This is a genomic window from uncultured Flavobacterium sp., from assembly GCF_937967675.1.
GTDB lineage: Bacteria > Bacteroidota > Bacteroidia > Flavobacteriales > Flavobacteriaceae > Flavobacterium.
The window spans coordinates 1-26,692 of record NZ_CALBSN010000108.1; the positions used below are offsets into that span (position 1 = coordinate 1).

Sequence of the window (26,692 nt, forward strand, 5' to 3'; positions counted from 1 at the left end):
GGGATTTTTTATTGTGTAGTATATTTGTTTATCGTAATATTGCAATATAATAATTAGCAATAATTCTTGAAACGTCAATTCGAGTGATTTTTTAAAGTTAAAATGCTAATTTTTGCTTTAAAAAATTGTATCGAAAACCGTTTCAAAATAATACCAAACAAGTAAATTTAAATACTCATGGGAGCATCAAAATCAGATTCTTTTACAATTGAGCAAAACGAAATGGCAAGTTTATTTAAAGCCTTGTCACATCCTGCTCGTATTGCAATTGTAGATTATTTATTAACCGTAGATACTTGTATTTGTGGTGATATTGTAAACGAATTACCATTGGCGCAGCCTACAATTTCGCAACATTTAAAGGAACTTAAAAACGCCAACATTATCAAAGGAACCATAGAAGGAACTGCAATTTGTTATTGTATTAATCCAGATACCATTGATAAAATAGAAAATCACTTTGGTATGATTCGTCATAAGTTAAAAAACAAATGTTGTTAGCTAATCACTTTTCACTAATCACTAATTACTAAAAATGAAACTATCCGAAATCAAATCCGAATTAAAAAAGCTAACTACAATAGCTTTTCAATTACCAAACGGCGATTTAGTACCAAATCATTTCCATGTAACTGAAGTAGGTAAAATCACTAAACATTTCATCGATTGCGGTGGAACTGTTAGAACAGAAGAAGTAGTGAATTTCCAACTTTGGGAAGCCAATGATTACGATCACAGATTGCACCCAGAAAAACTAGTTCACATCATAGAACTTTCAGAAAAAACCTTAGGTTTACCTGATTTAGAAATCGAAGTCGAATACCAAATGAAGGAAACCATCGGAAAATTTAGTTTGGATTTTGAAGGAACTAACTTCCAATTAAAGTCAAAATTAACCGATTGTTTAGCCAAAGACAATTGTGGAATTCCACCAGAAAAGCTAAAAGTTAAAATAGGCGAGTGGAAACCAAAACAAACTTCTTGTTGCACACCAGATTCAGGTTGTTGTTAATTTTAAAAAGCTAATCACTAATTACTTTTCACTATTCACTCAGATAGATATGTTAGAAAATTTATCAAAAACCATCGAATCTATTTCAAAAATAGAAGTTTCAGCCGAACGCAAAGCAGTTTTACAACCGCTAGTAGATTATATTCAAAATAAAGTTAATACACACGAAGAAATTCGATTGAATTTCATTTGCACGCACAATTCCAGAAGAAGTCATTTGTCGCAAATTTGGGCACAAACCATGGCGTTTCAATTCGGAATCAAGAATGTATTTTGTTATTCCGGAGGAACGGAAGCTACAGCTATGTTTCCAAAAGTAGGAGAAACTCTCGTAAAACAAGGTTTTCAAATTCAGCAATTAAGTCAAGAACAAAATCCAGTTTATGCGGTGAAATTCGATGATAATCAGCATCCAATAATTTGTTTTTCAAAAACGTATTTCGATGATTTTAATCCAAAGACAAACTTTGGAGCCATCATGACTTGTAATAACGCTGACGAAGGTTGTCCAATGGTTTTTGGAACAGAAGCCAGATTTTCAATCAAATACGACGATCCAAAAGCATTTGACGGAACGGATGTAATGAACGAAAAATATACAGAAAGAAGTTTACAAATAGCATGTGAAATGTATTTTGTGTTTTCTCAAATAAAATAAGCAGATGAAAAAAAGATTAGGATTTTTAGACCGTTATTTAACGCTATGGATTTTCTTAGCCATGTTAGTTGGAGTAGGAATAGGGTATTTTATTCCAAATTCAGCTGATTTTATTAATTCTTTTTCATCTGGAACAACTAATGTTCCGTTAGCGATTGGATTGATTTTAATGATGTATCCACCATTAACAAAAATCGATTTTTCAAAAGTGCCTCAAATGTTTGAAAAGCCTAAGTTATTATTCGCTTCATTTTTCATTACTTGGATTGTAGGGCCGTTTTTAATGTTTTTATTAGCGACTTTCTTTTTGAAAGATTATCCAGAATATATGATGGGATTAATTATCATAGGAATTGCACCTTGTATTGCCATGGTAATCGTTTGGAATGAATTAGCTGAGGGAAATAGAGAATTAACAGCTGGATTAATCGGAATCAATAGTTTACTTCAAGTGTTTTTCTTCAGTTTATATGCTTATTTTTATTTAGAAATCATGTTGCCTTTATTCGGAATCAAAGGTTTAGAATTAAATATTACCATTTCAGAAATCGCTCAAACCGTTGGAATTTATTTAGGCATTCCGTTTGCTTTGGCTGTGATAAGTCGTTTTGTAATTAAGAAGTATTTGGGCGATAAGTTTTTCAATCAGAAATTCATTCCTTTTGTTTCTCCGATAACGTTAATAGCACTTTTATTTACAATAGTAGTCATGTTCAGCCTAAAAGGCGAAATGATTGTAGATTTACCAATTGATGTATTTCGTATTGCTATTCCACTAGTTATTTTCTTCGCAATTATGTTTTTCTTGATGTTCTTTGTGGCTAAGAAAATAGGTGCAGATTATAGAGACACAGTTGCACTATCGTTTACCGCTTCTGGAAACAATTTTGAATTAGCAATAGCAGTTTCCATCGGTGTATTCGGAATCAATAGCGGACAAGCCTTTGCTGGTGTTATAGGACCTTTAGTGGAAGTTCCCGCTTTGATAATTTTAGTGAATGTGGCTTTTTGGCTGAGAAAGAAATATTTTAAATAAAAAAACGCTCTTTTTAAGAGCGTTTTTCGTTTTATTCTTTAACTACTTTTATTGTTTTTTGTTGGGAATTGTTTTCTAAAACTATTAAGTAAATTCCACTTTCTAAACTAGATAAATCTAATGTATTAGAAGTTGTGTTTTCAAATGATTTAGCTTCAATTAATTGTTCTAAAATACTATACACACTTACTTTAGTTAAACTGATATTATCTAAATGCAATACGTCTTTCACAGGATTTGGATAAAACACAAAGGATTCAAAACTAATATCCTCAGCACTTAAAGTAGTGGCAATATTAAATTGATAAGGTGTAGTATAATTGGTATTAGTTGGATTCGTGCTTGTAAGTTTTAAGAAATAATCTCCTGGTGCAAGCGTTCTTGTAAAATTAATTGTAGCTCCACTATTATTTTGGGATACCCCAACAGTAGTTCCAACTGAATTTAAAATTGTACCATTCATAGAAGAAGTTACGATACTACTTACTGAAACGGCTGCATCTACATTATCGGTAACTGTAAATTTAAAATAATCATTATCAGCTCCTGTTGGATTTTGAATCGTAGTATAACCAATATAATTTTTATTGGTTTCAATACTATACGCTAATTCTTTAAAATTTGGTTCGTCTAAACCTTGCATCATTTGGTAAGGATAGCCTGTTAATTCAGTATGATTTTCAATTATATCATATCCCGAATTAAAATAGAATAATTTGGCAGGATAGGTTAAACCGGTTAGATAAGTATTCATATTTGAGGATGGTTCAGGCACCACTCCATCAGTAGTGATATTGCCTCCAAACGCATTTGTAATTCTGCCAATAACACAAGAAAAGTCGATAAAATGGTCAATAGATTTTTGATTCAATCCTAATATCGTTTCACCTACAATACCATTGCAGTTGATATCAGAATTATAAAAATCAGGTATATAAGAATTGTCATTCATGCTAGAACTATTTTGCACTTCTAATCCACCAAATAAAAAATGTCCAGGCTCGCCACTGTAATAATAAGTTGTTTTTAAATCTCGAATGGCTTCAGAGCTGACATCAGTACCAGTCATGAAGGCTAAAATGTTGTCACTCGCATTACTACCACCGTGAGGAGTTCCTAAAGTTAGTAATTTTGCTACATGATGTTGATTATCCGATTGCCAATTCTCGCTGTTTTGGATGTATTCTCTCGATGCTAATCCGCCCATACTATGCCCAACTAGTATAACTTTGTTTTTTCCAGTTACTTCCATTACGCGTTGAACAGCCACTTTAACTGCAGCGCCTTGTTTAGCAATAGCCGATTGATTACTTAAAACAGATGTTCCAATGCTACCATTTGGATTTACGTCAAAATTTACATAAAAATAATCGCCATTTTGGACAAGTGATTCAAACGCTACGATATCAGCGCCAGCGGTTGGATAAAAGTTTTTATTAGTGGTTGTATTGTTATTGTCGGCATTCAAACAAAAATCAAAACGACCACCAAAAGTAAATCCGTATTGGGTATCATAATAATCGGTAGAAGTGTTCCATGTTTCCGAACTAGAATTTAATCCATGGATAAAAATGATGGGATAAGGTAATTTACTTTCAAAAGTTCGATTTGTTGTCGTGTTTATAGGCGCTTTTAATGCGTAAACACTATCATTTATAGAACCATAAAATTCAAATTCAGCAGGTCTAGGCTTAAATTGAATGCTTTGATTTTGAGAAAATCCTAAAGTAGAAATGAATACTATCGATACAGATATAAAAGAAGTAATTTTATTCATGCACATTGATTAATAGGAATTATTATAGTGCAATATATAAAATTAGAGTTAATTTTATTAAATAATTTAAGTTTAAATAGATGTCTTTTAAAATTAATAAAGCTCTAAAAAAGAGCTTTATTAATTTATTTATCTATAGATCCTAATACGCGCTTCATAAAATCATTTAAAGCCGTTTTTTTATCTTTTCCGTCTTTAATCATTTGATTTACTTCTAATGCACCATACATATTAGAGATAAGCTCTGCAATTACATCTAATTCTTCGTCTTTAAGAGACGAAACTTCGCAAAGGTTTTCTAATACCTCGATAGTTTCTACTAAATAATCTTGGTCGTTATCTTCAATAAATTGAGTTAACTGTTTTATAATAGGTAATTTCATTTTGTTTAGATTTTAGATTTTCAGATAAAGGATTTTCAGACATCCGAATATCTACTATCCGAAAATCAAGTATCTTTATATTACTTCATTAACTAATTCTGCTAAAACCTCAGCTTTATTAGTTTGGGTTTGATTAACTAATACACCATTTTTAAAAGTAGCAAATGTAGGTAAATTGTCTACTTTAGCTAATTTTCTAGATTCAGGAAATTTCTCGGCATCTACTACCACAAAAGGAACTGCTTCATTTTGAGAGGCCATTACTTTGAATTTTGGTTTCATAATACGGCAATTTCCGCACCATGATGCTGAATATTGAACTACTACTGTTTCGTTAGATGCAATGATTTCAGCTAAGTTGTCTTGTTCGATTTCTGTAAACATTTTTTTTTTAGTTTAAAGTTTCATGTTTCAAGTTCCAAGTTGAATAACCTGAAACCTGAAACTTGAAACAAAAATTATTAATGAGAAGCTAAATAAGCAGCAGTAGAGTTTCTATCTGCACTCATAGCATCTTTTCCTTCTTCCCAGTTAGCTGGACAAACTTCACCTTTAGTTTGAACGTGAGTATAAGCATCGATTAATCTAATGTACTCATTTACGTTTCTTCCTAATGGCATATCGTTTACACTTTCGTGGAATACTTTTCCATCTTCGTCAATTAAATAAGTAGCTCTAAAAGTTACGTTTGAACCTTCTAAGATTTCATCATTTACATTTTCATCATAAACCCATTCTGCATCTAAAATATCTAAAGCTGCAGCTAAATTTCTTGTAGTATCAGCTAAAAGTGGGTAAGTTACACCTTCAATTCCACCATTGTTTTTTGCAGTATTTAACCAAGCAAAGTGTACTTCATTTGTATCGCAAGAAGCACCAATCACCATAGTGTTTCTTTTTTCAAACTCACCTAAAGCTGCTTGAAAAGCATGTAATTCTGTTGGACAAACAAAAGTGAAGTCTTTTGGATACCAAAATAAAACAACTTTTTTCTTGTTGTTTACTGCTTCCTCTAAAACGTTAATTCTTAAATTATCTCCCATGAAAGAGATTGCATCTACTGTAATGTTTGGGAATTTTTTTCCTACTAATGCCATTTTATTTCTATTTAAATTAATAATTAAATTTCTTTTACAAAAGTACAAATAAAAAAACCACAACTATAGTTAAGTCATGGTTAATTTTTATTTTAATATAGATTTTGATTATAGTGTTTTATTCTTTAATATTTGAAACCAATTGTTTAATTTTAATATTGAAAGCTGCAAAAATTAAGGTCATAAATGGACTTAGGATATTAAAGAAAGCATAAGGTAAATAATCAAGAGTTGATACACCAAGAGTTCCCGCTTGATAAGCACCACATGTATTCCAAGGCACTAAAACTGATGTTACAGTTCCAGTATCTTCTAGAGTTCTACTTAAGTTTTCTGGAGCTAGACCTTTATCTTTATATGCCTTTGCAAACATTTTACCTGGCACTACAATCGCTAAATATTGGTCAGAAGCCGTGATGTTTAATGCTAAACAACTTCCCACAGTAGAAGCGAATAATCCAAAAGTAGAATGTGCTAATTTTAATAAGGATTCACTAATTCTGGATAAGGCTCCAATGGCATCCATAATTCCCCCGAAAACCATCGCACATAAAATTAACCAAATAGTAGGTAACATTTTTGCCATTCCACCAGAAGTAAATAAATCAGTAAGGGTTTTATTTTCTGTTGGCACTACTACTTTTGATGTAATAGCTTCCATGACTCCTTTATAAGCTGATTTAAAAGTCATGCTATCGACACCTGTTATTCCGTTCACAACTTCAGGTTGAAATATAATTGCAAAAATTCCAGCTAATAAAGTTCCAACTAATAGTGCAACCAAAGGTTCTGTTTTTTTTACGATTAATCCAATAACAATAATTGGAACTAAAAATAACCAAGGCGTTACGTTAAAACTTGTTGTTATTGAATTTAATAAATCATCGGTATTAGCTTCACCTGTTACTTCTACTGAAAGCCCTAAAATAATGAATAACAATAAAGTGATAATGTAAGTAGGAATTGTAGTTAATGTCATGTATTTAATATGCGTAAACAAATCAGTTCCCGCCATAGCAGGTGCTAAGTTTGTTGTGTCAGACATTGGCGATAATTTATCTCCAAAATAAGCTCCGGAAACTACGGCACCAGCCACCATTCCTAAATCAAACCCTAAAGCACCTCCAATACCTATCAAGGCAATACCTACAGTAGCAGATGTTGTCCAAGAACTACCAGTTGCAATAGAAATTACCGAACAAATAATCAAAGTAGCTGGTAAGAACACAGCCGGACTCAAAATTTGTAAACCATAATAAATCATGGAAGGAATGATACCACTTACCATCCAAGTTCCTGCTAATGCACCTACCATTAATAAAATTAAGATAGCTCCTGCAGTGGATTTGATGTTATTAGCTACTTCATCTAACATTTTATGGAAAGGAACTTTTGTAAAATATCCCATAATAGCCGCAACAGCACCACCAAGTAAAAGAATAAACTGATTACTTCCACCTAAAGCATTATCATCGGGTCCGTTATAAGCAAAAAGTACATTGTAAGCAAGCATTCCAATTAGAGCGAAAACGGGAATTAAGGCTTCCCAAAGTTTTAACTCTCTGTTTTTTATGATTTTAGTATCCATTTAGTTTTGTTTGAGCTTGCAAGATAGAAAAATGCTTTTTATTTTGAAAACTTCCTAAAAAAGAAATCCGCTGAAAATTCAACGGATTTGTTTTTTATTTTGTGAAAGTTTATTTTTTCAAGTGTAAATCAAAGTAATCTGCAATTTTAGCATACATATGAATTCGATCTCTTCCGCCTACATTATGTTCGTGGTTTGGATATAAGAAATAATCTACTTGTTTTCCTGCTTTGATACAAGCTTCAATAAAGTTCATGCTGTGTTGTTGAACTACTACTGGGTCTTGAGCACCGTGAATAATTAACAATCTTCCTTTTAAATCTTTCGCTTTGCTTAATAAAGAAGTTTTTTCATATCCTTCAGGATTTTCTTGTGGAGTATCCATATAGCGTTCTCCGTACATGATTTCGTAGTATTTCCAATCGATAACTGGTCCACCGGCAACTCCAACTTTAAATACATCTGAATGATTTGTCATTAAAGAAGTGGTCATAAAACCACCATAACTCCATCCAAAAACTCCAATTTTCTCAGCATCAACAAATGATTTTGATTTTAAGAATTCAATTCCTTTCATTTGATCTGCCATTTCGTTTACGCCTAAATTTCTATGGGTAACCTCACAGAATTTTTTTCCACGAGAATCACTTCCTCTATTATCTAAGGTAAATACTACGTATCCTTTTTGAGCCATATAAATATCGAAGAATCCAGCTCCACCTAACCAACGATTGTTAACTAACTGCGCATGAGAACCTCCGTAAACATAAACCATTACTGGATATTTTTTCGTAGCATCGAAGTTGCCTGGATAAATTAATCTTCCGTTTAGTGGTGTTTTTCCGTCAGGAGAAGTTAGAGTTACGAATTCCATTTTAGGTAAATCAATTTTTCCTGTGAACGGATTTTCGGCTTTAACTAAAGAAGTATTTGCCATTTTATTTTTGATGTTTAAAATCGAAATTTCGTTTGGAGTAGTTAAGTTGCTGTATTGGTCTAAAATCATCGTTCCATCTGAAGAAACAGAAGCTGTGTGCGTTCCAGAAATAGTTGTTAATTGAATGGTTTTTCCTGATTTTAAATCCACTTGAAACAATTGACGATCTAATCCATTATTGGTTGTTCCAATGTAGTTTATTTTGGTGTTGGTAGCATCAAAACCAAGCATATCTTTCACAACCACATCTTTATGCCCTAAATTTTTCAATAATTTCCCATCAGTATTGTACAAATACATTTGGTTGAAACCATAGAAATCGGTTTGGTAAATAAATTGAGTTGGGTTATTTGGAACAAAAGTTAATGGATGTTGTGGTTCTACCCAAGTTGTTGTTTTTTCTTCAAATAATGTTTTTACAAAAGCACCTGTTGCTACATCATATTTATTGAATTTCAGATGATTTTGTTCACGATTTAATATTCCAATAAAAATATGTTTTCCAGTTGGTTCCCAAGATACCATAGTTAAATATTGTTCTTTTGGTTCACCTGTTTGAATTGTTACTTTTTTACCTGAAGCTACATCGTAAATTAACAAAGTAACATTCTCGCTAGTCATTCCAGCCATTGGATATTTGATGTCTTTGTTGATTGCTTCGCGCTCATTCCAATTGGTAAGCGGATAATTAGCTACCATTGTTTCATCTTTGCGATAGTAAGCTAATTGCGTTCCTTTTTCGTTCCACCACATTCCTCTGTCGATACCAAATTCTTGGCGGTGTACATAATCAGAACCGTTAACTATTGCTTTGTTTTCATCGTTGGTAACTTCAATAACTTGTCCCGATGGAGTTGTAATTCGGATATTGTTTTCTTGTAACCAAGCTACATTGTTATTAGAAGCAAATTTTGCCTGACTTCCTTCAACCGCATAACTAATAACTGAAGTAATCTGTTTTGAAACAACGTCATACGTTACTTTGTAATTGTTTTTCTTGCCTGCAACTTCAGTTTCAAACGTGTTTACAGTTTTCCAATTAATTGAAAATGGAAACGTTCTAATGGTAAACTCGTCATTTGATATTTTTGATTTCAAAGCGGTTTCAAATTCAGCTTTTGTTGTTAAAGTGGAAGCTGTCCAACCATTTGCGGCACTTTTTTCAACAAGAGAAGAAAAGTCAGTACTTAAATACGTGATGGATTTGGAATCTTTACGCCATTGTTGGGCAGTTTGTGTTGTTGGAGCATATTTTCTTGGTCCTAAAACAGTTTCTTCAATGGTTAAATTTTGCGCAACGGCAAAGCTTCCAACCAATAGAAAACTTAAAAGATATTTTTTCATTACTAGTAAATTAATTGTGTATTAGAGTTCAAAGTTACGGATTTGTTACATAAAAAATCCGATTCATTGCTAAATCGGATTTGTTACATTTATTTCGATGGAATTATAAAACTCCTAACTCTATCATACATTGTCTCATCATTTGATAGGTTCTTTCGATATCATTGTCTAGACCAATAGAAAAACGAATTAAACCATCGGTTAAGCCCATTTCTGCTTGTTCTTCTAATGGAATTTCTGATGAAGTTGAAGTTCCAGGAGCACTGAATAATGTTTTATAGAATCCTAAACTTACCGCTAAGTAACCTAAGTTTCTTTCTTGCATTAATTCCATTAAAGCGTTGGCTTTGTCTAAAGTTCCTACATCAATCGTCATCATACCTCCAAAACCATATTCTCGATTAATCATGGTTTTGTAAATTTCATGACTTGGGTGACTTGCTAAACCTGGATAAACCGTTTTAATACCGTCAGCTTCAAATTTGTTAGCCAAATACATTGCATTATGGCTGTGTTGTTTCATTCTGATGTGTAATGTTCTTAAGTTTTTCATCACAGAAGCCGAACGCAAACTATCCATTGTTGGACCTAAAAGCATACTTGCTCCGTCGTTAACGTTTTTCAAGCTATTTATGAATTCTTGAGAAGCACAAACCACACCACCAACAGTATCGCTACTTCCGTTAATGTATTTTGTTAAGGAATGAATCACGATATCAGCTCCTAATTTAGCAGGAGCAACTGATAAAGGAGAAAACGTATTGTCAACTACTAATTTGATGTTGTGTTTTTTAGTAATTTTAGCCAAAGAAGCAATATCCGCAACTTCTAGTAAAGGATTACTTACAGTTTCGCAATATAAAACTTTAGTGTTAGGCGTAATAGCTGCTTCAACTACATCTAATTTTGTGATATCAACAAATGTAGTTTTGATGCCCATTCTTGGAATGAAATTTTTCAAGAAAGCATACGTTCCTCCGTAAATAGTTCTACTTGAAACGATGTGGTCACCGTTTCCACATAATTGTAAAAGAGTAGGAGTGATAGCTCCCATTCCAGAAGCAGCTACGTTTGCTGATTCTGTTCCTTCCATAGCTGCCATAGCTTTGTCTAAGTATAAATTACTTGGCGATGAATGGCGTGAATATAAATAGCATCCTTCAGCATTACCTTCAAAGGTGTCAAACATAGTCTTTGCTGAAAGAAATGTATATGTTGAACTATCTGAAATCGATGGATTTACACCACCAAATTCCCCGAAATATTGTAAATCTTGTATACGATCTGCCGGATTAAATTTTTCCATAATTTTAAAGTTTAGTTGTTTATTTTAAATCAAAAATATAATTTGGTAAACTATTATTCAATACTTGAAATTAAAATTAGATTTTTATTCTAAATTTAGTTAAAGTTGTAGTTTTTATTTCTGTTATTTGTTCGTTTTAGTTACATTTGCTGACAACTTTAAAACAAACAACACAACAACAATGGACGGAATCGACAAAAAACTACTTGGATTACTTCAAGAGGATACAAAAAAAACAACCAAAGAACTTTCTATGGTTTTGAATCTTTCAGTAACTGCGGTTTATGAGAGAATTAAAAAACTTGAGCGTGAAGGCGTAATTAGCAAATATGTTGCTATTCTTGATCGAAATAAAGTAGAAAAAGCTTTTGTGGTATTTTGTCATATCAAATTAATTCAACACACTAGAGATTTTGTTACCACTTTTGAAAGTGAAGTAATAAAGTTAGATGAAGTTTTAGAATGTTTTCACGTAAGCGGAGATTACGATTACATTTTAAAAGTACACGTGAAAGATATGGACGAATATAGAGAGTTTATGGTAACCAAACTTACTGGATTAAAACATATTGGGAGTACACACAGTTCATTTATGATTGGAGAAGTGAAAAACACAACAGCTTTTACTTTAAACTAAGCTATAATAATTTACCAAAAAAGTAACAAAGAATTAATTCAAAAAGCGTTACTTTTGTATCCGAATTTAAGTCAAACAACAAACTTTATATACAATCATGAGTCAATTTGATGTAACCATTATTGGTTCTGGCCCTGGAGGATATGTTTCAGCTATCCGTTGTGCCCAATTAGGTTTTAAAACTGCTATTATTGAAAAATATTCAACCCTTGGAGGAACGTGTTTAAATGTGGGATGTATTCCATCGAAAGCATTATTAGCATCTTCGCATCATTATGAAGAGTTACAACACTTTGCTGACCACGGAATTGAAGTTTCGGGTGATGTAAAAGTGAATTTAGAAAAAATGATTGCTCGTAAACAAGCAGTTGTAGATCAAACTTCGGGTGGTGTAAAATTCTTAATGGATAAAAACAACATCACAGTTTTCAATGGAGTGGGTTCGTTTGAAAGCGCTACTTCTGTAAAAGTGACTAAAGAAGATGGTTCTTCAGAAATCATCGAATCAAAAAATATTATTATTGCTACAGGTTCTAAACCATCTAGCTTACCATTTATCAAATTAGATAAAGAAAGAATCATTACTTCTACTGAAGCTTTGAAACTGAAAGAAGTTCCAAAACACCTAGTAATTATTGGTGGTGGTGTTATCGGTATCGAATTAGGTCAAGTATATTTACGTTTGGGAGCGCAAGTTTCTGTAGTAGAATTCATGGACAGAATCATCCCAGGAATGGACGCAGCATTGTCAAAAGAATTGACTAAAGTATTAAAAAAACAAGGAATGAAATTCTACACTTCTCACAAAGTTCAATCAGTAGAAAGAGCAGGAGATGTAGTAACGGTAAAAGCAGAAAATGCTAAAGGAGAAATCATCACGTTAGAAGGTGATTATTCATTAGTTTCTGTAGGCCGTCGTCCTTATACAGATGGATTAAACGCTGAAAAAGCAGGCGTAAAAGTTACAGAAAGAGGTCAAATCGAAGTAAACGATCATTTACAAACCTCGGTTGCTAACATTTATGCAATTGGTGACGTAGTTCGTGGAGCGATGTTAGCACACAAAGCAGAAGAAGAAGGTGTAATGGTTGCCGAAATTTTAGCTGGACAAAAGCCACATATCGATTATAATTTAATTCCGGGTGTAGTGTACACTTGGCCAGAAGTTGCGGCTGTTGGAAAAACAGAAGAGCAATTAAAAGCAGAAGGTGTAGCGTACAAAGCAGGAAGTTTCCCATTCAAAGCTTTAGGAAGAGCAAGAGCAGGAGGAGACACTGACGGATTTGTAAAAATCTTAGCGGATGCCAAAACAGATGAAGTTTTAGGCGTTCATATGATTGGAGCAAGATGTGCTGATTTAATTGCAGAAGCTGTTACAGCTATGGAATTTAGAGCAAGTGCAGAAGATATTTCAAGAATGTCACACGCTCACCCAACATTTGCAGAAGCTATCAAAGAAGCAGCATTGGCAGCGACAGATAATAGAGCATTACACGTGTAATTGATTAATTCATAATAAATGAAAAGCCCAAATTTCAATGGAAATTTGGGCTTTTTTTGTTGGCACGGATTGAAAACCGCGATATTAGGAAAGTCGTAATATAATTCCATTTTTTAAAAAAATGCCATCTTCTGGTAAATTATCAAATAATCAAATTGTCAAATGAATTAATCCTTAATACAACGAACTGACAACCCTGATTCTTTGAACATTATATAATCGATGCCAACATCGCTGAAACCCAAATCGCGGTATATCGCCTGGCCCCATCTTCCTTCAGAAGAACTCCACCAATAGCTGATATCACCAATATTGTAGAATTTTCCCTCCGGGGAACGGGCTCCACCTGGCAGGCCTGAAAATCCACTTTCGTTGGTTGCGTACCCATTATCATTCCAGCCATTAGTACTTTTCAATTTATTACTAGCAGTTATTTGACCTCCTAAATAGTCATATAAATATACCCACTCTTTTTCAGATGGAATATGCCAACCTTTTGGAGCAAGACCTCTTGTATCATTAACAGCATACCAATTGTATAATTTACCATATATTTTTCCGTTATTAGGTTCGTTATTATAATAGCACCAAGCGGGTTGTTTATTCTCACCTGCTTTTTCCCATTCGACATGAGTTTTTACTTCAGGTATAAGGTCTCCATTGCGGAATTTATCCACGTTAAGGTTTTCGGTCATCCATACTTGTTTACCGATGGTAACTTCATTATATGATAATTTTTCATTAGATGTTGATTCTTCATTAGAAGATGAAGTTTTAACAGAAGTGCCTTCACCACAGGATGTTACCATCATTGCAGTAATCATAACTGCACATAAAATTAATCTTACTTTTTTCATTTTCATTTAAATTGTTCCCTACTCTATTAAAAAGGCTTTTCGGGTTTTGCCTGTTAAAATGTATTTTTTTTGTTATTGTTTTTTTACGAATGGATGTAATCATTTTCGTTCAGGTGATTGGTAGTCCTATTTTGCGCCAGCGGTTGGGATATTGGAGCTCGTAAGATGTTAGCATTAGTTTATACATGTATTAAATTGTAATGTAACCAATGTTTCAGATTGTTAAAGTAATTTGGCCCAGCTCTCTTAACAGCTCTCCCACTTGGGCTGTATGAATGTGAAATGAAATTTATATTATTCTGATTTCTTATTTGGTTTATGAAACCTTGAAAACCATTCGCTCCAAGTCGATTTTCTTGCCACTTTGTTCTGAAATCGATCCCGATTGTATTATTTCCCATAGTGTGAATAACTCTTTGAATTACGCCCTGTTGTATTAAATTAATAATGCCTTGATTATATGTTCGAGTAATTGTGATTTCATTATTTTCAAATAATGTTCTTGTTGTAAATAAAACTTGGTCAGAAAATTCGGCATGTATTTTTTGGTTTATGAAGTTATTGATTATTAATTCATTATTGCCTTGACATTGAATTTCGATAGAATCAATTAAGTCCATAAAACAAAATCTATATCTATACATATACTCTAATTTTAAATCTAAATTATTGAAGAATATATTAGGATTCAAATTATTTAATTCAGCAAAGGCTTTCCAAAAATAATTTGTACACCTTCCATAATAATAATCAGTATTGTCTCCATTAATGTTGTATGGATTAAACGAGCCCAAAATTAGTTTTTGGGCATTTTGTAAATTCTCATTTGTATTCCATTCATTTTCTAAAGCCATATGTCTTACTATCATATTCCTGTGTTTTTTTAACTAGTGTTAACTTGTTTATATATAAAAAAATCATAAGTCCTTCACAATTTTAAATGTATAAGTCTTAAAATGTCCGTTTTATCTTTTTCAAAAATAATAAAAAATCTAATTTTAGTCGCTATTTAATCGCTTAAACAAAAAATCTCTTGCTGAGTTTGGTTTTTTTATATTTTATATTTTTTATAATTTTATGGCTTTACAATTTCTTTAAAACCATCCCAATTAGCATAAATTAAAAATACATTGGCAAATAAGATGGCTGCTGCCATTGGAATATCAGTACCTGTTACCACTACATGAATTAGAAAAATATTGATGCTTATGGGTAACAAAATGATAGTTCCTAGTCGTACAAATTTACCGCTTACTAACATTAATCCTGCTACTAATTCAATAGCTTTTGCTACAGGGAAAATGTATTTTGAAGCCATAAATCCAGCCATTAATGTAGCCATATCACCAGTTGGCGCAGGTTGTTCTCCTAAATTAAAGAAGTAAGAAATAGAAGCAAATAACATCAGAGCTCCTAAAAGTACACGAACAATAATAGTTGCAATTTTCATAATTTAAATAGTTTTTTGGTTAGTTAATTCAAATATAGCGAAATATTTTACCTTTTGCTATCCCATTCTTTTTCAAAAAAATTGATATATTGAGCATATTGAGAATCTTTTTCAGCATATGTTCGAGTTATTTTTGCCCATTCATCAAATTTACCTTTATTTTTTACTAAAAAATATCCTTGAGCCATATTTAAAGCCATCTCCGATTTTTCAAAATTACTATCTGATAAACTAATTCCTTTTTTATACGTTTTTTCTGCCATATCTAATTTATTTAGTTTAGAATAGGCATATCCTAATTCTCTATAAAAAGAATAATTTTTAGAATCGTTTTTTAGAGCCTTTTCTAAAACAGGAATTGATTTATCATATTGTCCTAAATGATTATAGGCATAAGCAATTTCAAACTCTAAACCTTTGTAATGAGGATCTTTTTTATAAGCTTTGTTTAAATATAATAAGGCTTTTTCACAAGCGCCAACATGATTGAAATGATAACCTAATTTTTTTAAGTTTTCAACAGAATCTTCTGAAAATTCATAGCTACTTAACCAATTAGGTTCTTTACTTAGATTAAGTTCTTTAAGTTTATAATCACTTAAAACCGCCATTTTTACAATATTTGGGTTATCTAATCTCTTTTTTGTCATTTGATGCGCTGGCTGTGCATCACCAATATATTTTTTATTTTTATCAATATAAAAACTTCCTCCTAAATGAAATGTAATTCCAGCAGAGATATCCATATAAATAAAACCATAAGTATATATTGTGTCAGTTGATTTTTTGGGTAAAACAACCCAATTATTTACGGCATCATAAAAATTGGTTTCAAATTTAAGTTCGCTGTTTTCTTGAGCATTAGTATTATTGAATAATAGAACACTCAGACAAATGATAAATAGTTTTTTCATAAAAAAAATGTTAGTATATCAAATATATAAAAAACCATCGGTTTCCCGATGGCTAATTTCTTACTTTTTTAAAAATTTCTTATATCCCAAAAATCCTAAAAATCCAATCAAGGCAAATGGCCAAAGCACTACAATAAATGAAATAATATGTTCCAACATGAACCAACCTGTTTTTATACTGTCCCAAATTTGTAAACCAATATTTGGTCGGTAAGCGTTGATGCTTTTTTCATTAGCCACCATTACTTGTTTGATGCTTTCGTCCTGGTAGATGTTTAGCGTTAAAGTACTAAAATTTACTTGGTCTTGTAATGATAAATTCTGCAATTTTGAAGCGTCATTTTGTTCTTTTTTAGCATCTAAAGTTTCTTCGGCTTTTACAACTTGATTGAGTTTCTTTCCTTTCGAATCAATTGCATTTGCCAAACGTTTTTCAGATGAATTACTTCTCTTTTGTGCTAATTCATTAGATAACATTTGTAACGAAACATCATCTGCTTTAATGATGCGATAATCCAAAAAGTGAATTTGTTTCGCTATGGTTTTAATCACGGTATCCATTTTCGTATTCGGAACACGAATCGTGATGTTGTTATCCACTTTATATTTTGTAGTTACTAAAGTGCTATCCTGACTCACTTTGGTTCGGTCTTCGCTGTGAATGTTGCTTTGAAGATGGGTATACGTTACAAATCCACCAAATTTCGTTGTCGCATCTTCAATCGCATAAGTCGATTTGGCAACATTCTTGACTTTAAATTTTACATCAGCCGTTCGAACAAATTTCCGATTGCTGTTTTTGTTTTCAACGGCTGCGGAAGAAGAAACAACACTTGTGCTATCGGTTGCAACATTTTCTGAATAATCTGCTGATTCTTCTGCAACTCTTTCTTTACAAGACAAGACTAAGCCAAGAGCTAGCAAAGTCAATACGATTTTGGTGTTTTTGTTCATAAAAATTCATTTTTAAAGTTATTGATTAATTGTTTTTAATACATGTAGTTTTAGAATCAATACAAATGAATTTTTAATTGGGTTAGTTATTGAGGCAAGAATAAAAACCGTGCCAAATTTTAACATTTGAACCATTTTTCAACAACTATTTTTTTGTTGTACTTTTACGAAGTAAATTTTCCAATTTGAGAACAGTAATTACAAAAGATATTTCGCATTTTTCCGACTTTAAAAACCAACTTTTACATTGGGCGAACCAACACAGAGAAGTTGTGTTTTTAGATTCGAATCAGTATCATCAAAAGTATTCCAGTTGCGATGCCGTTTTGGCGGTGGATGCTTTTACTTCGATTAAAACCGATTACGAAAATGCGTTTCAAGATTTGTATCAGTACCAAAGTCAAACGAAAGATTGGTTGTTTGGTTACTTATCCTACGATTTAAAAAACGATACAGAAGCTTTACAATCCAACAATTTCGATGGATTAGATTTCCCAGATTTGTTTTTCTTTCAACCTAAAAAGTTGTTTTTGATTAAAGGAAATCAGATAGAAATTCAATATTTACGAATGTGTGATGACGAAATAGAATTAGATTTCGTAGAAATAACTCAGTGTTTAGTATTTAGTGTTCCGTCATCTGATGTTGAAATTCAGCAACGCATCTCAAAGGAAAATTACCTTTCCAAAGTTTCCAAAATGCTCGAACACATTCACCGTGGCGACATTTACGAAGCCAATTTCTGTATGGAATTTTATGCAGAAAAGGCTAAAATTGAACCTTTGGAAATCTATCAAAAACTGAATACGATTTCCGAACCACCTTTTGCTGTGTACTTCAAGAATAATTTTCAGTATTTGCTTTCCGCTTCACCTGAGCGTTATTTGCGAAAAGAAGGTTTAAAAGTCATTTCCCAACCTATAAAAGGAACGGCAAGAAGAAGTTTTGACTTGGAACAAGATGAACAATTAAAATCTGATTTAGCTCAAAACGAAAAAGAACGTTCAGAAAACATCATGATTGTCGATTTAGTCCGCAACGATTTATCGCATACCGCTACAAAAGGAAGCGTTCAAGTGGAAGAATTGTGTCAGATTTATACGTTTAAGCAAGTCCACCAAATGATTTCTACGATTGTTTCCGAAGTAGAAAATTCGACTTCACCCATCGAAATTCTAAGAACCACTTTTCCAATGGGAAGTATGACAGGAGCGCCAAAAATTTCGGCTATGCAAATTATTGAAGACTTGGAAGAAACCAAACGCGGTTTATACAGTGGAGCAGTAGGTTATTTCACACCAACTGGCGATTTCGATTTTAATGTCGTGATTCGAAGTATTTTATACAATTCCCAAAATCAGTATTTATCTTTTTCCGTAGGAAGTGCTGTAACTTCTCAAGCCATTCCAGAAATGGAGTATGAAGAATGTTTGTTGAAGGCAAAAGCGATGTTTGAAGTGCTGCAATCCAAATAATTCCTTATTTTTGGTCATGCTAATAAAATTTCAAAACCATATTACTACAAAATTTCCTCAACTAAAAGACAAGAAATTACTTTTAGCGGTAAGTGGTGGCATTGATAGTATGGTTTTGTTGGATTTGTTTTATAAGTTGAGGTTTGATATTTGCGTAGCACATTGCAATTTTCAACTGCGTGGAAAAGAGAGTGATGGAGATGAATTGTTAGTTAGAGAAACTTGCCAAGACAGATATATCCCTTATTTTATTGAAACGTTTCATACCACTGAATTTGCTAATGAAAAAAAACTTTCTATTCAATTAGCCGCTCGAAAGTTACGTTATCAATGGTTTCAGGAACTTTTGTTAGAAAATCAATTGGATTATTTGGTTACCGCGCATCATTTGGATGACAATGTCGAAACGTTTTTAATCAATTTTACTAGAGGAACCGGCTTAGATGGGTTAACGGGAATTCCAGCTCAAAATGAAAACATTATTCGTCCGTTGTTGCCGTTTTCAAGAAAAGAAATTGAAAATTATGCATTAGATAATAAAATTCAATGGCGAGAAGATTCTAGTAATGCATCGGATAAGTATTTCCGAAATAAACTGCGTCACGACATTGTTCCCATTTTAAAAGAATTGAATACCGGATTTTTAGATTCGTTTCAAAACACTTTACATCATTTGCAACAAGCTGAAAGTTTAGTTAATGACGCTTCTAAATTGGTTTATGAAAAAGTTGTAGAGGAGAAAGAGAGTCAATTAGAAATTCATTTGAAACCTTTGCTTGAATTCCAAAATTACAAAGCGTATTTGTATCAATGGCTTAAATCATATGGATTTTCGGCTTGGAATGATATTTATGATTTGGTGGAAGCACAATCAGGAAAACAGATTTTTTCAGAAACGCATTTTTTGTTGAAAGATCGAGAAAAATTAATCCTTTCAGTAAGAAAATCATCTAATGAAGAAGAAATTTATGTTATTAAGTCGTTAGATGATAAAGTTAATATTCCCTTAAAACTTAGGTTTTATAAAGCAGTTAACATTTTTGAAACGCATTCGAATTGTATATTTGTAGATGAAAGCAAACTCAAATTTCCATTAACCATCAGAAAATGGCAAGAAGGAGATTATTTTTATCCATCAGGAATGAGTGGAAAAAAGAAGTTGAGTAAGTATTTTAAAGATGAGAAATACTCGCTTTTAGATAAAGAAAATCAATGGTTGTTATGTTCGGAAGACCAAATTGTTTGGGTTGTTGGAAAACGAGCTGATGACCGATTTACAAGTAAAGAAACAACACAAAACATCATAAAAATAGTATTAGAAGAATGAAAAAATATTTTGCCTTAATCGCCTTAATTTTTGGAATTTTTGGAAACGCGCAAATTTTGAATCCAGTACAATGGAAAACAAAAGTTGTTCAAAAATCGGCTACCGAATTTGAATTGATTATGGATGCTACTATAGAAAATGAGTGGCACATGTTTTCGCAATATACTCCAGATGGTGGTTCGCTTCCCACGGTTTTTAATTACAAAAATCAGAAAGGAAATTATCAGTTAGTTGGAAAAACAACTGAAAGTAAATACAAAAAAGTATATAACGATATCTTTGAGGTTGATGAATACATGTTTGAAAACGCTGCACAATTCAAGCAAACGGTAAAGATTACCAATGCCAATCTAAAAGAAATTAAGGTCTATGTGGAATACCAAGCTTGTAAAGAACAATGTATCCAACAAGATGCTACTTTTACTTTTAAATTGCCTGCAATTAAGACAGAGGATGTAGCAAGTACAGTCGTAGAAACTGATTCGACGATTGTTGCTACTGATACATCAGCAGTTGTAACTGCAGTTACAGAAAAATCTACAAAAGAAGTTGTAGCAACTGCAGCTCCAAAAACAGAAGAAAAAGGATTATGGTCGATTTTCTTTTTAGCGTTTTTTGGTGGATTTGCGGCTTTACTTACGCCTTGCGTATTCCCAATGATTCCTATGACAGTGAGTTTCTTCACCAAACAAAGTAAAACCAAAGCAGAAGGAAAGAAAAACGCTATTTTATATGGTGTTTCAATTATATTGATTTACGTTATTTTAGGTTCATTAGTAACAGGTGTTTTTGGAGCGGATTCGTTAAATGCACTATCAACAAACGTTTGGTTTAACTTGATTTTCTTTGGATTATTAGTGTTTTTTGCAGCCTCATTTTTAGGAGCATTTGAAATCGTTTTACCAAATTCATGGGCCAATAAAGTAGACCAACAAGCCGATAGAGGAGGATTTGTAGGAATCCTTTTTATGGCATTGGCTTTAGCAATTGTTTCATTTTCTTGTACTGGACCAATCGTTGGAACATTATTAGTTGAAGCAGCGTCTAAAGGTGGTTTAGCGCCAATTATAGGAATGTTAGGATTCTCATCAGCTTTAGCATTACCTTTTATGTTATTTGCGATGTTCCCAGGTTGGATGAACTCGTTACCTAAATCAGGTGGATGGTTAAATACGGTTAAAGTTTCTCTAGGATTTTTAGAATTAGCTTTAGCATTCAAATTTTTATCGAATGCCGATTTAGTAGTGCAAGCACATTTATTAGAAAGAGAAGTTTTTATAGGAATATGGATTGCGATTTTTGGAACTTGGGCAGCGTATCTTTTTGGAAAATTAACGTTGCCACACGATAGTCCTATGACTCATTTATCTGTTGGAAGATTGTTTATGGCGATTTTCGTTACGATATTTACAATTTATCTAATTCCAGGATTATGGGGTGCTCCATTGAAAATTATTTCAGGATTTCCACCGCCAATGACCTATAGTGAAAGTCCTAACGGAATTGGAACTTCCGGAGGAACCACGCCAGCTGCAGTTGCACTTCCAGAACATGCTCACTCAGGTCCACATGGAATAATAGCTTTTCACGATTATGAAGACGGATTGGCTTACGCTAAGAAAGTAGGTAAACCAATTTTATTAGATTTCACGGGTCATGCTTGTGTGAATTGTAGAAAAATGGAAGATTTTGTTTGGTCTAAACCTGAAATCTTATCGATTTTGAAAGATCAAGTTGTTCTGGTATCGTTATATGTAGATGACAAACGCGAATTACCAAAAGAAGAGCAATACGTTTCAAAAGAAACAGGTAAAGAAATTGTAACGATTGGAAACAAATGGAGCGATTATCAAATTACTCATTATAAAAACAATGCACAACCTTATTACATTATTTTAGATAGCGATGGAAATGATATTACCCAGCAAATTGGATATACACCAGATGCTGAGGTATATAAAAAATGGTTAGAAGACGGAATATCAAAATTCAAAAAATAAATTAAATCCCGAGCAATCGGGATTTTTTATTTCAAAAACTTTTCTATATTTGCATCTATATAAGCCATTTAAAAAGTATAAGCCATGTTAGTAAAAGTATTCGGAAGCGCCGTTTTTGGCGTAGAGGCCACTACAATCACTGTAGAAGTAAACACAGAAAAAGGAATCGGTTATCATTTAGTTGGACTTCCTGATTCGGCCATAAAAGAAAGCAGTTTTCGAATTGCTGCTGCACTTAAAAACAATTCCTATCAATTTCCCGGTAAAAAAATCATTGTAAATATGGCGCCTGCTGATTTACGAAAAGAAGGTTCTGCTTACGATTTAACTATTGCAGTTGGAATTTTAGCGGCTTCTTCTCAAATTACCTCAAAAGAAATCGAAAATTATATCATCATGGGCGAATTATCGCTTGATGGTACTTTACAACCCATAAAAGGAGCATTATCTATCGCTATTAAAGCCAAAGAAGAAGGTTTTAAAGGAATTATGATTCCAATCCAAAATGTCAAAGAGGCCGCAATAGTAGAAAATATTGATGTTTATGGGATTTCAAATGTTACCGAAGTAATCGAATTTTTTGAAGGAAAAGGAAACTTAGAACCCACAAGAATTGATACAACTGAAGAATTTTCAAAAACTCTAAACTTTCCAGAACACGATTTTGCCGATGTTAAAGGCCAAGAAGGAATAAAACGATGCATGGAAATTGCGGCTGCTGGCGGTCATAACATTATTTTAATTGGTCCGCCAGGTTCTGGAAAAACGATGTTAGCCAAGCGATTACCAAGTATTTTGCCACCAATGACGATGCGAGAAGCTTTGGAAACTACTAAAATTCATTCTGTTGCTGGAAAGACAAAAGATGTAGGTTTGATGGCGCAGCGTCCTTTTAGAAGTCCACATCACACCGCGAGTTCAGTTTCCTTAGTTGGTGGAGGAAGTTATCCACAACCTGGAGAAATTTCCTTAGCTCACAACGGCGTTTTATTTTTAGACGAATTACCCGAATTTAAACGAGAAGTTTTAGAAGTAATGCGCCAACCTTTAGAAGATAGGGAAGTTACGATTTCTAGAGCGAAATTTACGATTACTTATCCATCTTCGTTTATGTTAGTGGCGAGTATGAATCCGAGCCCGGGAGGTTATTTTAATGACCCTAATGCACCTGTGAGTTCTACTCCTCAAGAAATGCAGCGCTATTTGAGCAAGATTTCGGGACCATTATTAGATCGAATTGATATCCATATTGAAGTAACACCTGTCCCGTTTGAAAAACTAACTGAAACTCGAAAAGCAGAAAGTAGTGTAGCAATTAGAGAGCGAGTTACAAAAGCCAGACAGATTCAATCGCAACGCTTTGAAAATTTTGAACATATTCATTATAATGCGCAAATGAGTAGCAAATTAATTCGTGAATTTTGTGTTTTAGATGAGGTTTCGTTACAATTACTAAAAACAGCGATGGAACGTTTGAATTTATCCGCTAGAGCGTATGATAGAATTTTAAAAGTATCTAGAACTATAGCTGATTTAGAGAATTCTGAGAATATTCAATCGCATCATATTGCAGAGGCAATTCAGTATCGTAGTTTGGATAGGGAAGGGTGGTTAGGATAAAAAAAAAGAATTCTTCTTTTTTTTTTAAGAAGAATTCTTTTTTTAAAATGAATCTTGTTTGGAACTAATATGTATCCATTTTTTATCACTATTTAATTTAAATGATCCAATAAATTCTTTATTCCATTGCGATGGGTGAATCAAGGATAGGAAATGAGTTCCATCATTTGATTGATATAAATGATACGTTTCACCAATTATGGGTTCGAAAGAATATTTGGAATTGTAGATAATTTCGTTCCATTCATATTCTTGCATTAACTTCTCATATTCGGCTTTAAGTTCATTGAATTTACTTTCAAATTCTTTGTTAACTTTTCTAATTCCTACACTTTTCCAATCCAAAATATTGTCTATTTTGATTACGGGTGCTCCAACATTAGTTGGATAGGCAAGCATACTAGCATTGTAACCTTCCTCTTCATTAAAAACAACATTATCTGGAATTTTATTTTTCATATTTTTATGATTGAATATTTACCAACTTTTTGTTTAATTAAATTAATTAAAAGTTAAATAAAATTACAAAAAATATTCAAATAAGTTACTTATAATGACTAAAATTGTTTTAAAAATAAATTATTGATGAAAAGCTACATTTCTTCGGCAAAAGTATCACTTAATCGAATATCACCAGACTTGAATCCTTTCATAAACCATTTCATACGTTGTTCAGATGAACCATGAGTAAATGAATCGGGAACAACATGACCTTGCATTTTACTTTGAATGGCATCATCACCAACAGCATGAGCGGCACTTAACGCTTCTTCAATATCACCTTCTTCTAAATATTTTTGGTTATAATGTGCCCACAATCCGCCATAGAAATCGGCTTGGAGTTCTAAACAAACGGATAATTTATTGGCTTCGGTTTCACTTTTGGTTTGTTGTAATTTTCTAACTTTTCCCGAAGTTCCTAAAATGGTTTGGACATGATGTCCCACTTCGTGAGCTATTACGTAAGCTATTGCAAAATCACCACCTTTAGCTCCAAAACGGGTTTTTAGCTCCTCAAAAAAAGCTAAATCCATATACACTTTATGATCGCCTGGACAATAAAATGGTCCTGAAGCAGAACTTGCCCCACCACAAGCAGTTTCAACGGAACCCGAAAATAATACCATTTTAGGTTGTTTGTAAGTTCCTAAATTATTTTCTTCAAATATTTTAGTCCAAGTATCTTCAGTATCAGCTAAAACGGTTGAAACGAATTCTCCCATTTCCTTTTCTTCAGGAGTAAGTTCTCTTTGTTCTACTTGTTCTGTTTGTTGTACACCTTGACTTTGTTGAATAGTATCAACAAATGGTGCTGCTTCAGGGAAAAACATTTTTACTAGAAAAAATATAATTGCTATGGTACCTCCACCAGCAATTACTTTTCCACTGCCAGACATTCCTCTTCTGTCTTCTACGTTGTCACTTTGACGTCTACCTTTCCATTTCACAATTTCAAATTTTGATTATAACCCAAATCGAATTCCTAAATATAAATCAGCTTGTTTTCCGTTATTAGCTAGTGCAGAAAAAACACTATTAGATCCCATGAAAAATCCACCCACTCTAAATCCAATTCCACTAGTAAACCCAGAAATTTCATTTGAGGCTAAAGGCACAAATGTTTCAAACCATTTAGTAGTGAATCTTGGAATTAATGTATAGGAATTTTGTGTAGTTATAAAATCATTTTTAGAATCATCATTTATTTTTTGATTCACACTTGCTGTAACAAACCATTTTTTTGCTAATCTAACATCTGCATAGGCATTGATAACAGTAGGAAGTTTTACTGAATAATCAGCTGTGCTTGAAGTTGATTGAAAATAATTAGCATTAGCAGGGTCATTAAGAATAGTTTCAATTTCCGATAAACTTTCAGCATTTTCAAATTGGTTTAAATCTAAACTTTCAAAATTTTCAACATTTAAAGAATAATTTTTATTAAGATTGTTATTCGATTTAAAGGTCATAGAACCAATGTTTTTAATTGATAATCCGGTATTTAATTTGTAACTATTTGTGTCATTTTCATCTTTTAAACGATAATTAATAGCTAAATCAGCAGCAAAACCATTAATTCCTTGAGAGAAGAATTCGTTATAATTTCCTTGATCATTATAATCATTCGCTAAAACACCAGCGTAAGCAATATTAACATTTGCCGAAGCATTTGTAAGTGATAGATTTCCCATATTATTGATTAAAGTACCACTGAAATTATTTGCAGAAAAATTTGCATAAGCACCTGGAAATAATAATCTTAAGTTTGTACCAATATTTAATTTATGTTTTGGTAAATCTATAATATTTCTTGCTAGAGTAAACCCAAGTTCTCCCCAAGTAGTAGCATTTAATCTTTGGTTTTCGTTAGATGAAATGATTGTTTGAGAAAAAATAGTACTCAAATTTCCGTTTTGTATAGCATCAGCTAATTGAGAGTTTACATTAATTACATTAGCCTTAATGTTGGCAACTGAATATATTCCGAACCCCCATTTATTATATTTAAATGCAAAAGAGGGTCCATATATTTGAGAATCAATTCTTAAATTTACTGCTTCATTACCTTCAAATATTTTGTCTTCAAGATTATTTCCTTTAATTAAGTCGTTAAAAGATAGTTTGTTATTTGAAATTCCGGCTGAAAAATTAAATATATTGGCTTCAAATTTTGAATTAATATTTGCTAATTCGGCTGGGTTATTTGTTGCATTCAATAAGCCTACTCTTTTAGATGTAGTAATACCACTAAAATGCTCCTGTGAAAATAAAGAAGTTGATAATAGAATAGTTAATGTAATTAGTTGTATTCTTTTCAT

At 32.6% G+C, this 26,692-nt stretch carries 25 protein-coding genes; 10 read left to right on the plus strand and 15 right to left on the minus strand.

Translation table 11 applies throughout. The annotated features are described in order from the left end of the window. Nucleotides 1-177: 177 nt before the first annotated feature. Genes Q0075_RS07360 through arsB form a run of 4 tightly spaced genes read left to right on the plus strand, consistent with a single transcriptional unit; the run spans nucleotide 178 to nucleotide 2,706 of the window. Nucleotides 178-501, plus strand: a complete 324-nt coding sequence (locus tag Q0075_RS07360; protein ID WP_297868944.1) for a metalloregulator ArsR/SmtB family transcription factor — start codon at nucleotides 178-180, stop codon at nucleotides 499-501. Nucleotides 502-535: 34 nt separating this feature from the next. After that, nucleotides 536-1,012 (plus strand): DUF6428 family protein, encoded by a 477-nt coding sequence (locus Q0075_RS07365; RefSeq protein WP_297868945.1) that lies wholly within the window; start codon nucleotides 536-538, stop codon nucleotides 1,010-1,012. A 49-nt stretch (nucleotides 1,013-1,061) separates the two neighbouring features. Beyond that, entirely contained in the window at nucleotides 1,062-1,670 is a 609-nt protein-coding gene (locus Q0075_RS07370; RefSeq protein ID WP_297868946.1) for a protein-tyrosine-phosphatase, read from the plus strand. A gap of 4 nt (nucleotides 1,671-1,674) precedes the next feature. Then, nucleotides 1,675-2,706, plus strand: coding sequence for an ACR3 family arsenite efflux transporter (gene arsB, locus Q0075_RS07375; RefSeq protein WP_297868947.1), 1,032 nt, complete (start codon nucleotides 1,675-1,677; stop codon nucleotides 2,704-2,706). A gap of 31 nt (nucleotides 2,707-2,737) precedes the next feature. Here arsB and Q0075_RS07380 read toward each other — a convergent pair whose 3' ends face one another. The 7 genes from Q0075_RS07380 to Q0075_RS07410 form a co-directional block, all read right to left on the minus strand. Next, nucleotides 2,738-4,483, minus strand: a complete 1,746-nt coding sequence (locus Q0075_RS07380) for a T9SS type A sorting domain-containing protein (protein WP_297868948.1) — start codon at nucleotides 4,481-4,483, stop codon at nucleotides 2,738-2,740. A gap of 125 nt (nucleotides 4,484-4,608) precedes the next feature. After that, nucleotides 4,609-4,866 (minus strand): hypothetical protein, encoded by a 258-nt coding sequence (locus tag Q0075_RS07385; protein WP_231843647.1) that lies wholly within the window; start codon nucleotides 4,864-4,866, stop codon nucleotides 4,609-4,611. Nucleotides 4,867-4,941: 75 nt separating this feature from the next. After that, nucleotides 4,942-5,250: a thioredoxin family protein gene (locus Q0075_RS07390; RefSeq protein WP_297868949.1), complete on the minus strand. Its 309-nt coding sequence runs from the start codon at nucleotides 5,248-5,250 to the stop codon at nucleotides 4,942-4,944. Between the two features lie 77 nt (nucleotides 5,251-5,327). Then, nucleotides 5,328-5,963, minus strand: coding sequence for a peroxiredoxin (locus Q0075_RS07395; RefSeq protein WP_297868950.1), 636 nt, complete (start codon nucleotides 5,961-5,963; stop codon nucleotides 5,328-5,330). A 118-nt stretch (nucleotides 5,964-6,081) separates the two neighbouring features. Further along, complete coding sequence (gene nhaC / locus Q0075_RS07400) at nucleotides 6,082-7,551, minus strand: Na+/H+ antiporter NhaC (RefSeq protein ID WP_297868951.1); 1,470 nt, start codon at nucleotides 7,549-7,551, stop codon at nucleotides 6,082-6,084. 109 nt (nucleotides 7,552-7,660) lie between these two features. Beyond that, nucleotides 7,661-9,832, minus strand: coding sequence for a DPP IV N-terminal domain-containing protein (locus Q0075_RS07405; RefSeq protein WP_297868952.1), 2,172 nt, complete (start codon nucleotides 9,830-9,832; stop codon nucleotides 7,661-7,663). 103 nt (nucleotides 9,833-9,935) lie between these two features. Further along, nucleotides 9,936-11,138 carry an aminotransferase class I/II-fold pyridoxal phosphate-dependent enzyme gene (locus Q0075_RS07410; protein WP_297868953.1) on the minus strand — a complete coding sequence of 401 codons (1,203 nt, stop codon included), beginning with the start codon at nucleotides 11,136-11,138 and terminating at the stop codon, nucleotides 9,936-9,938. Between the two features lie 181 nt (nucleotides 11,139-11,319). Between Q0075_RS07410 and Q0075_RS07415 the strand changes: the two genes are divergently transcribed. Further along, nucleotides 11,320-11,775, plus strand: coding sequence for an Lrp/AsnC family transcriptional regulator (locus tag Q0075_RS07415; protein WP_297868954.1), 456 nt, complete (start codon nucleotides 11,320-11,322; stop codon nucleotides 11,773-11,775). Between the two features lie 97 nt (nucleotides 11,776-11,872). Further along, a complete protein-coding gene (gene lpdA / locus Q0075_RS07420; protein WP_297868955.1) occupies nucleotides 11,873-13,276 on the plus strand; it encodes a dihydrolipoyl dehydrogenase in 1,404 nt (467 codons plus the stop codon). Between the two features lie 167 nt (nucleotides 13,277-13,443). Here the strand turns inward: lpdA and Q0075_RS07425 are convergent, their stop codons facing one another. The 5 genes from Q0075_RS07425 to Q0075_RS07445 all read right to left on the minus strand — a co-directional run bounded on the left by Q0075_RS07425 (nucleotide 13,444) and on the right by Q0075_RS07445 (nucleotide 17,451). Beyond that, entirely contained in the window at nucleotides 13,444-14,085 is a 642-nt protein-coding gene (locus Q0075_RS07425; protein WP_297868956.1) for a fibrobacter succinogenes major paralogous domain-containing protein, read from the minus strand. 227 nt (nucleotides 14,086-14,312) lie between these two features. After that, nucleotides 14,313-15,002, minus strand: a complete 690-nt coding sequence (locus Q0075_RS07430; protein WP_297868957.1) for a hypothetical protein — start codon at nucleotides 15,000-15,002, stop codon at nucleotides 14,313-14,315. 206 nt (nucleotides 15,003-15,208) lie between these two features. After that, nucleotides 15,209-15,583 (minus strand): DoxX family membrane protein, encoded by a 375-nt coding sequence (locus Q0075_RS07435; protein WP_297868958.1) that lies wholly within the window; start codon nucleotides 15,581-15,583, stop codon nucleotides 15,209-15,211. A gap of 47 nt (nucleotides 15,584-15,630) precedes the next feature. Further along, a complete protein-coding gene (locus Q0075_RS07440; RefSeq protein WP_297868959.1) occupies nucleotides 15,631-16,497 on the minus strand; it encodes a hypothetical protein in 867 nt (288 codons plus the stop codon). 60 nt (nucleotides 16,498-16,557) lie between these two features. Further along, nucleotides 16,558-17,451, minus strand: coding sequence for a DUF4349 domain-containing protein (locus Q0075_RS07445; protein WP_297868960.1), 894 nt, complete (start codon nucleotides 17,449-17,451; stop codon nucleotides 16,558-16,560). 185 nt (nucleotides 17,452-17,636) lie between these two features. Here Q0075_RS07445 and Q0075_RS07450 point away from each other — a divergent pair, with 185 nt between their 5' ends. From Q0075_RS07450 to Q0075_RS07465, 4 genes are all read left to right on the plus strand, one after another. Next, a complete protein-coding gene (locus Q0075_RS07450; protein ID WP_297868961.1) occupies nucleotides 17,637-18,926 on the plus strand; it encodes an anthranilate synthase component I family protein in 1,290 nt (429 codons plus the stop codon). A gap of 16 nt (nucleotides 18,927-18,942) precedes the next feature. Next, nucleotides 18,943-20,253, plus strand: a complete 1,311-nt coding sequence (gene tilS, locus Q0075_RS07455; RefSeq protein ID WP_297868962.1) for a tRNA lysidine(34) synthetase TilS — start codon at nucleotides 18,943-18,945, stop codon at nucleotides 20,251-20,253. Beyond that, nucleotides 20,250-22,253 (plus strand): thioredoxin family protein, encoded by a 2,004-nt coding sequence (locus Q0075_RS07460; protein WP_291106991.1) that lies wholly within the window; start codon nucleotides 20,250-20,252, stop codon nucleotides 22,251-22,253. The genes tilS and Q0075_RS07460 overlap by 4 nt, the downstream gene beginning before the upstream one ends. Before the next feature lie 84 nt (nucleotides 22,254-22,337). Continuing rightward, nucleotides 22,338-23,873 carry a YifB family Mg chelatase-like AAA ATPase gene (locus Q0075_RS07465; RefSeq protein WP_291106994.1) on the plus strand — a complete coding sequence of 512 codons (1,536 nt, stop codon included), beginning with the start codon at nucleotides 22,338-22,340 and terminating at the stop codon, nucleotides 23,871-23,873. Nucleotides 23,874-23,915: 42 nt separating this feature from the next. Here Q0075_RS07465 and Q0075_RS07470 read toward each other — a convergent pair whose 3' ends face one another. The 3 genes from Q0075_RS07470 to Q0075_RS07480 all read right to left on the minus strand — a co-directional run bounded on the left by Q0075_RS07470 (nucleotide 23,916) and on the right by Q0075_RS07480 (nucleotide 26,692). Continuing rightward, entirely contained in the window at nucleotides 23,916-24,332 is a 417-nt protein-coding gene (locus Q0075_RS07470) for a DUF2452 domain-containing protein (RefSeq protein ID WP_297868963.1), read from the minus strand. Between the two features lie 134 nt (nucleotides 24,333-24,466). Continuing rightward, nucleotides 24,467-25,321, minus strand: coding sequence for a neutral zinc metallopeptidase (locus Q0075_RS07475; protein WP_297868964.1), 855 nt, complete (start codon nucleotides 25,319-25,321; stop codon nucleotides 24,467-24,469). Between the two features lie 15 nt (nucleotides 25,322-25,336). Then, nucleotides 25,337-26,692 (minus strand): hypothetical protein, encoded by a 1,356-nt coding sequence (locus Q0075_RS07480; RefSeq protein WP_297868965.1) that lies wholly within the window; start codon nucleotides 26,690-26,692, stop codon nucleotides 25,337-25,339.

Coding starts and splice junctions, on each gene's coding strand:
- Q0075_RS07460 (WP_291106991.1), top strand. CDS start 20,250: ATGAAAAAATATTTTGCCTTAATCGCCTTAATTTTTGGAATTTTTGGA.
- Q0075_RS07465 (WP_291106994.1), top strand. CDS start 22,338: ATGTTAGTAAAAGTATTCGGAAGCGCCGTTTTTGGCGTAGAGGCCACT.
- Q0075_RS07480 (WP_297868965.1), bottom strand. CDS start 26,692: ATGAAAAGAATACAACTAATTACATTAACTATTCTATTATCAACTTCT.
- Q0075_RS07445 (WP_297868960.1), bottom strand. CDS start 17,451: ATGAACAAAAACACCAAAATCGTATTGACTTTGCTAGCTCTTGGCTTA.
- Q0075_RS07360 (WP_297868944.1), top strand. CDS start 178: ATGGGAGCATCAAAATCAGATTCTTTTACAATTGAGCAAAACGAAATG.
- Q0075_RS07435 (WP_297868958.1), bottom strand. CDS start 15,583: ATGAAAATTGCAACTATTATTGTTCGTGTACTTTTAGGAGCTCTGATG.
- Q0075_RS07430 (WP_297868957.1), bottom strand. CDS start 15,002: ATGATAGTAAGACATATGGCTTTAGAAAATGAATGGAATACAAATGAG.
- Q0075_RS07380 (WP_297868948.1), bottom strand. CDS start 4,483: ATGAATAAAATTACTTCTTTTATATCTGTATCGATAGTATTCATTTCT.
- Q0075_RS07470 (WP_297868963.1), bottom strand. CDS start 24,332: ATGAAAAATAAAATTCCAGATAATGTTGTTTTTAATGAAGAGGAAGGT.
- Q0075_RS07410 (WP_297868953.1), bottom strand. CDS start 11,138: ATGGAAAAATTTAATCCGGCAGATCGTATACAAGATTTACAATATTTC.
- Q0075_RS07385 (WP_231843647.1), bottom strand. CDS start 4,866: ATGAAATTACCTATTATAAAACAGTTAACTCAATTTATTGAAGATAAC.
- nhaC (WP_297868951.1), bottom strand. CDS start 7,551: ATGGATACTAAAATCATAAAAAACAGAGAGTTAAAACTTTGGGAAGCC.
- Q0075_RS07390 (WP_297868949.1), bottom strand. CDS start 5,250: ATGTTTACAGAAATCGAACAAGACAACTTAGCTGAAATCATTGCATCT.
- Q0075_RS07440 (WP_297868959.1), bottom strand. CDS start 16,497: ATGAAAAAACTATTTATCATTTGTCTGAGTGTTCTATTATTCAATAAT.
- Q0075_RS07370 (WP_297868946.1), top strand. CDS start 1,062: ATGTTAGAAAATTTATCAAAAACCATCGAATCTATTTCAAAAATAGAA.
- Q0075_RS07365 (WP_297868945.1), top strand. CDS start 536: ATGAAACTATCCGAAATCAAATCCGAATTAAAAAAGCTAACTACAATA.
- Q0075_RS07405 (WP_297868952.1), bottom strand. CDS start 9,832: ATGAAAAAATATCTTTTAAGTTTTCTATTGGTTGGAAGCTTTGCCGTT.
- lpdA (WP_297868955.1), top strand. CDS start 11,873: ATGAGTCAATTTGATGTAACCATTATTGGTTCTGGCCCTGGAGGATAT.
- arsB (WP_297868947.1), top strand. CDS start 1,675: ATGAAAAAAAGATTAGGATTTTTAGACCGTTATTTAACGCTATGGATT.
- Q0075_RS07395 (WP_297868950.1), bottom strand. CDS start 5,963: ATGGCATTAGTAGGAAAAAAATTCCCAAACATTACAGTAGATGCAATC.
- Q0075_RS07415 (WP_297868954.1), top strand. CDS start 11,320: ATGGACGGAATCGACAAAAAACTACTTGGATTACTTCAAGAGGATACA.
- Q0075_RS07425 (WP_297868956.1), bottom strand. CDS start 14,085: ATGGTAACATCCTGTGGTGAAGGCACTTCTGTTAAAACTTCATCTTCT.
- tilS (WP_297868962.1), top strand. CDS start 18,943: ATGCTAATAAAATTTCAAAACCATATTACTACAAAATTTCCTCAACTA.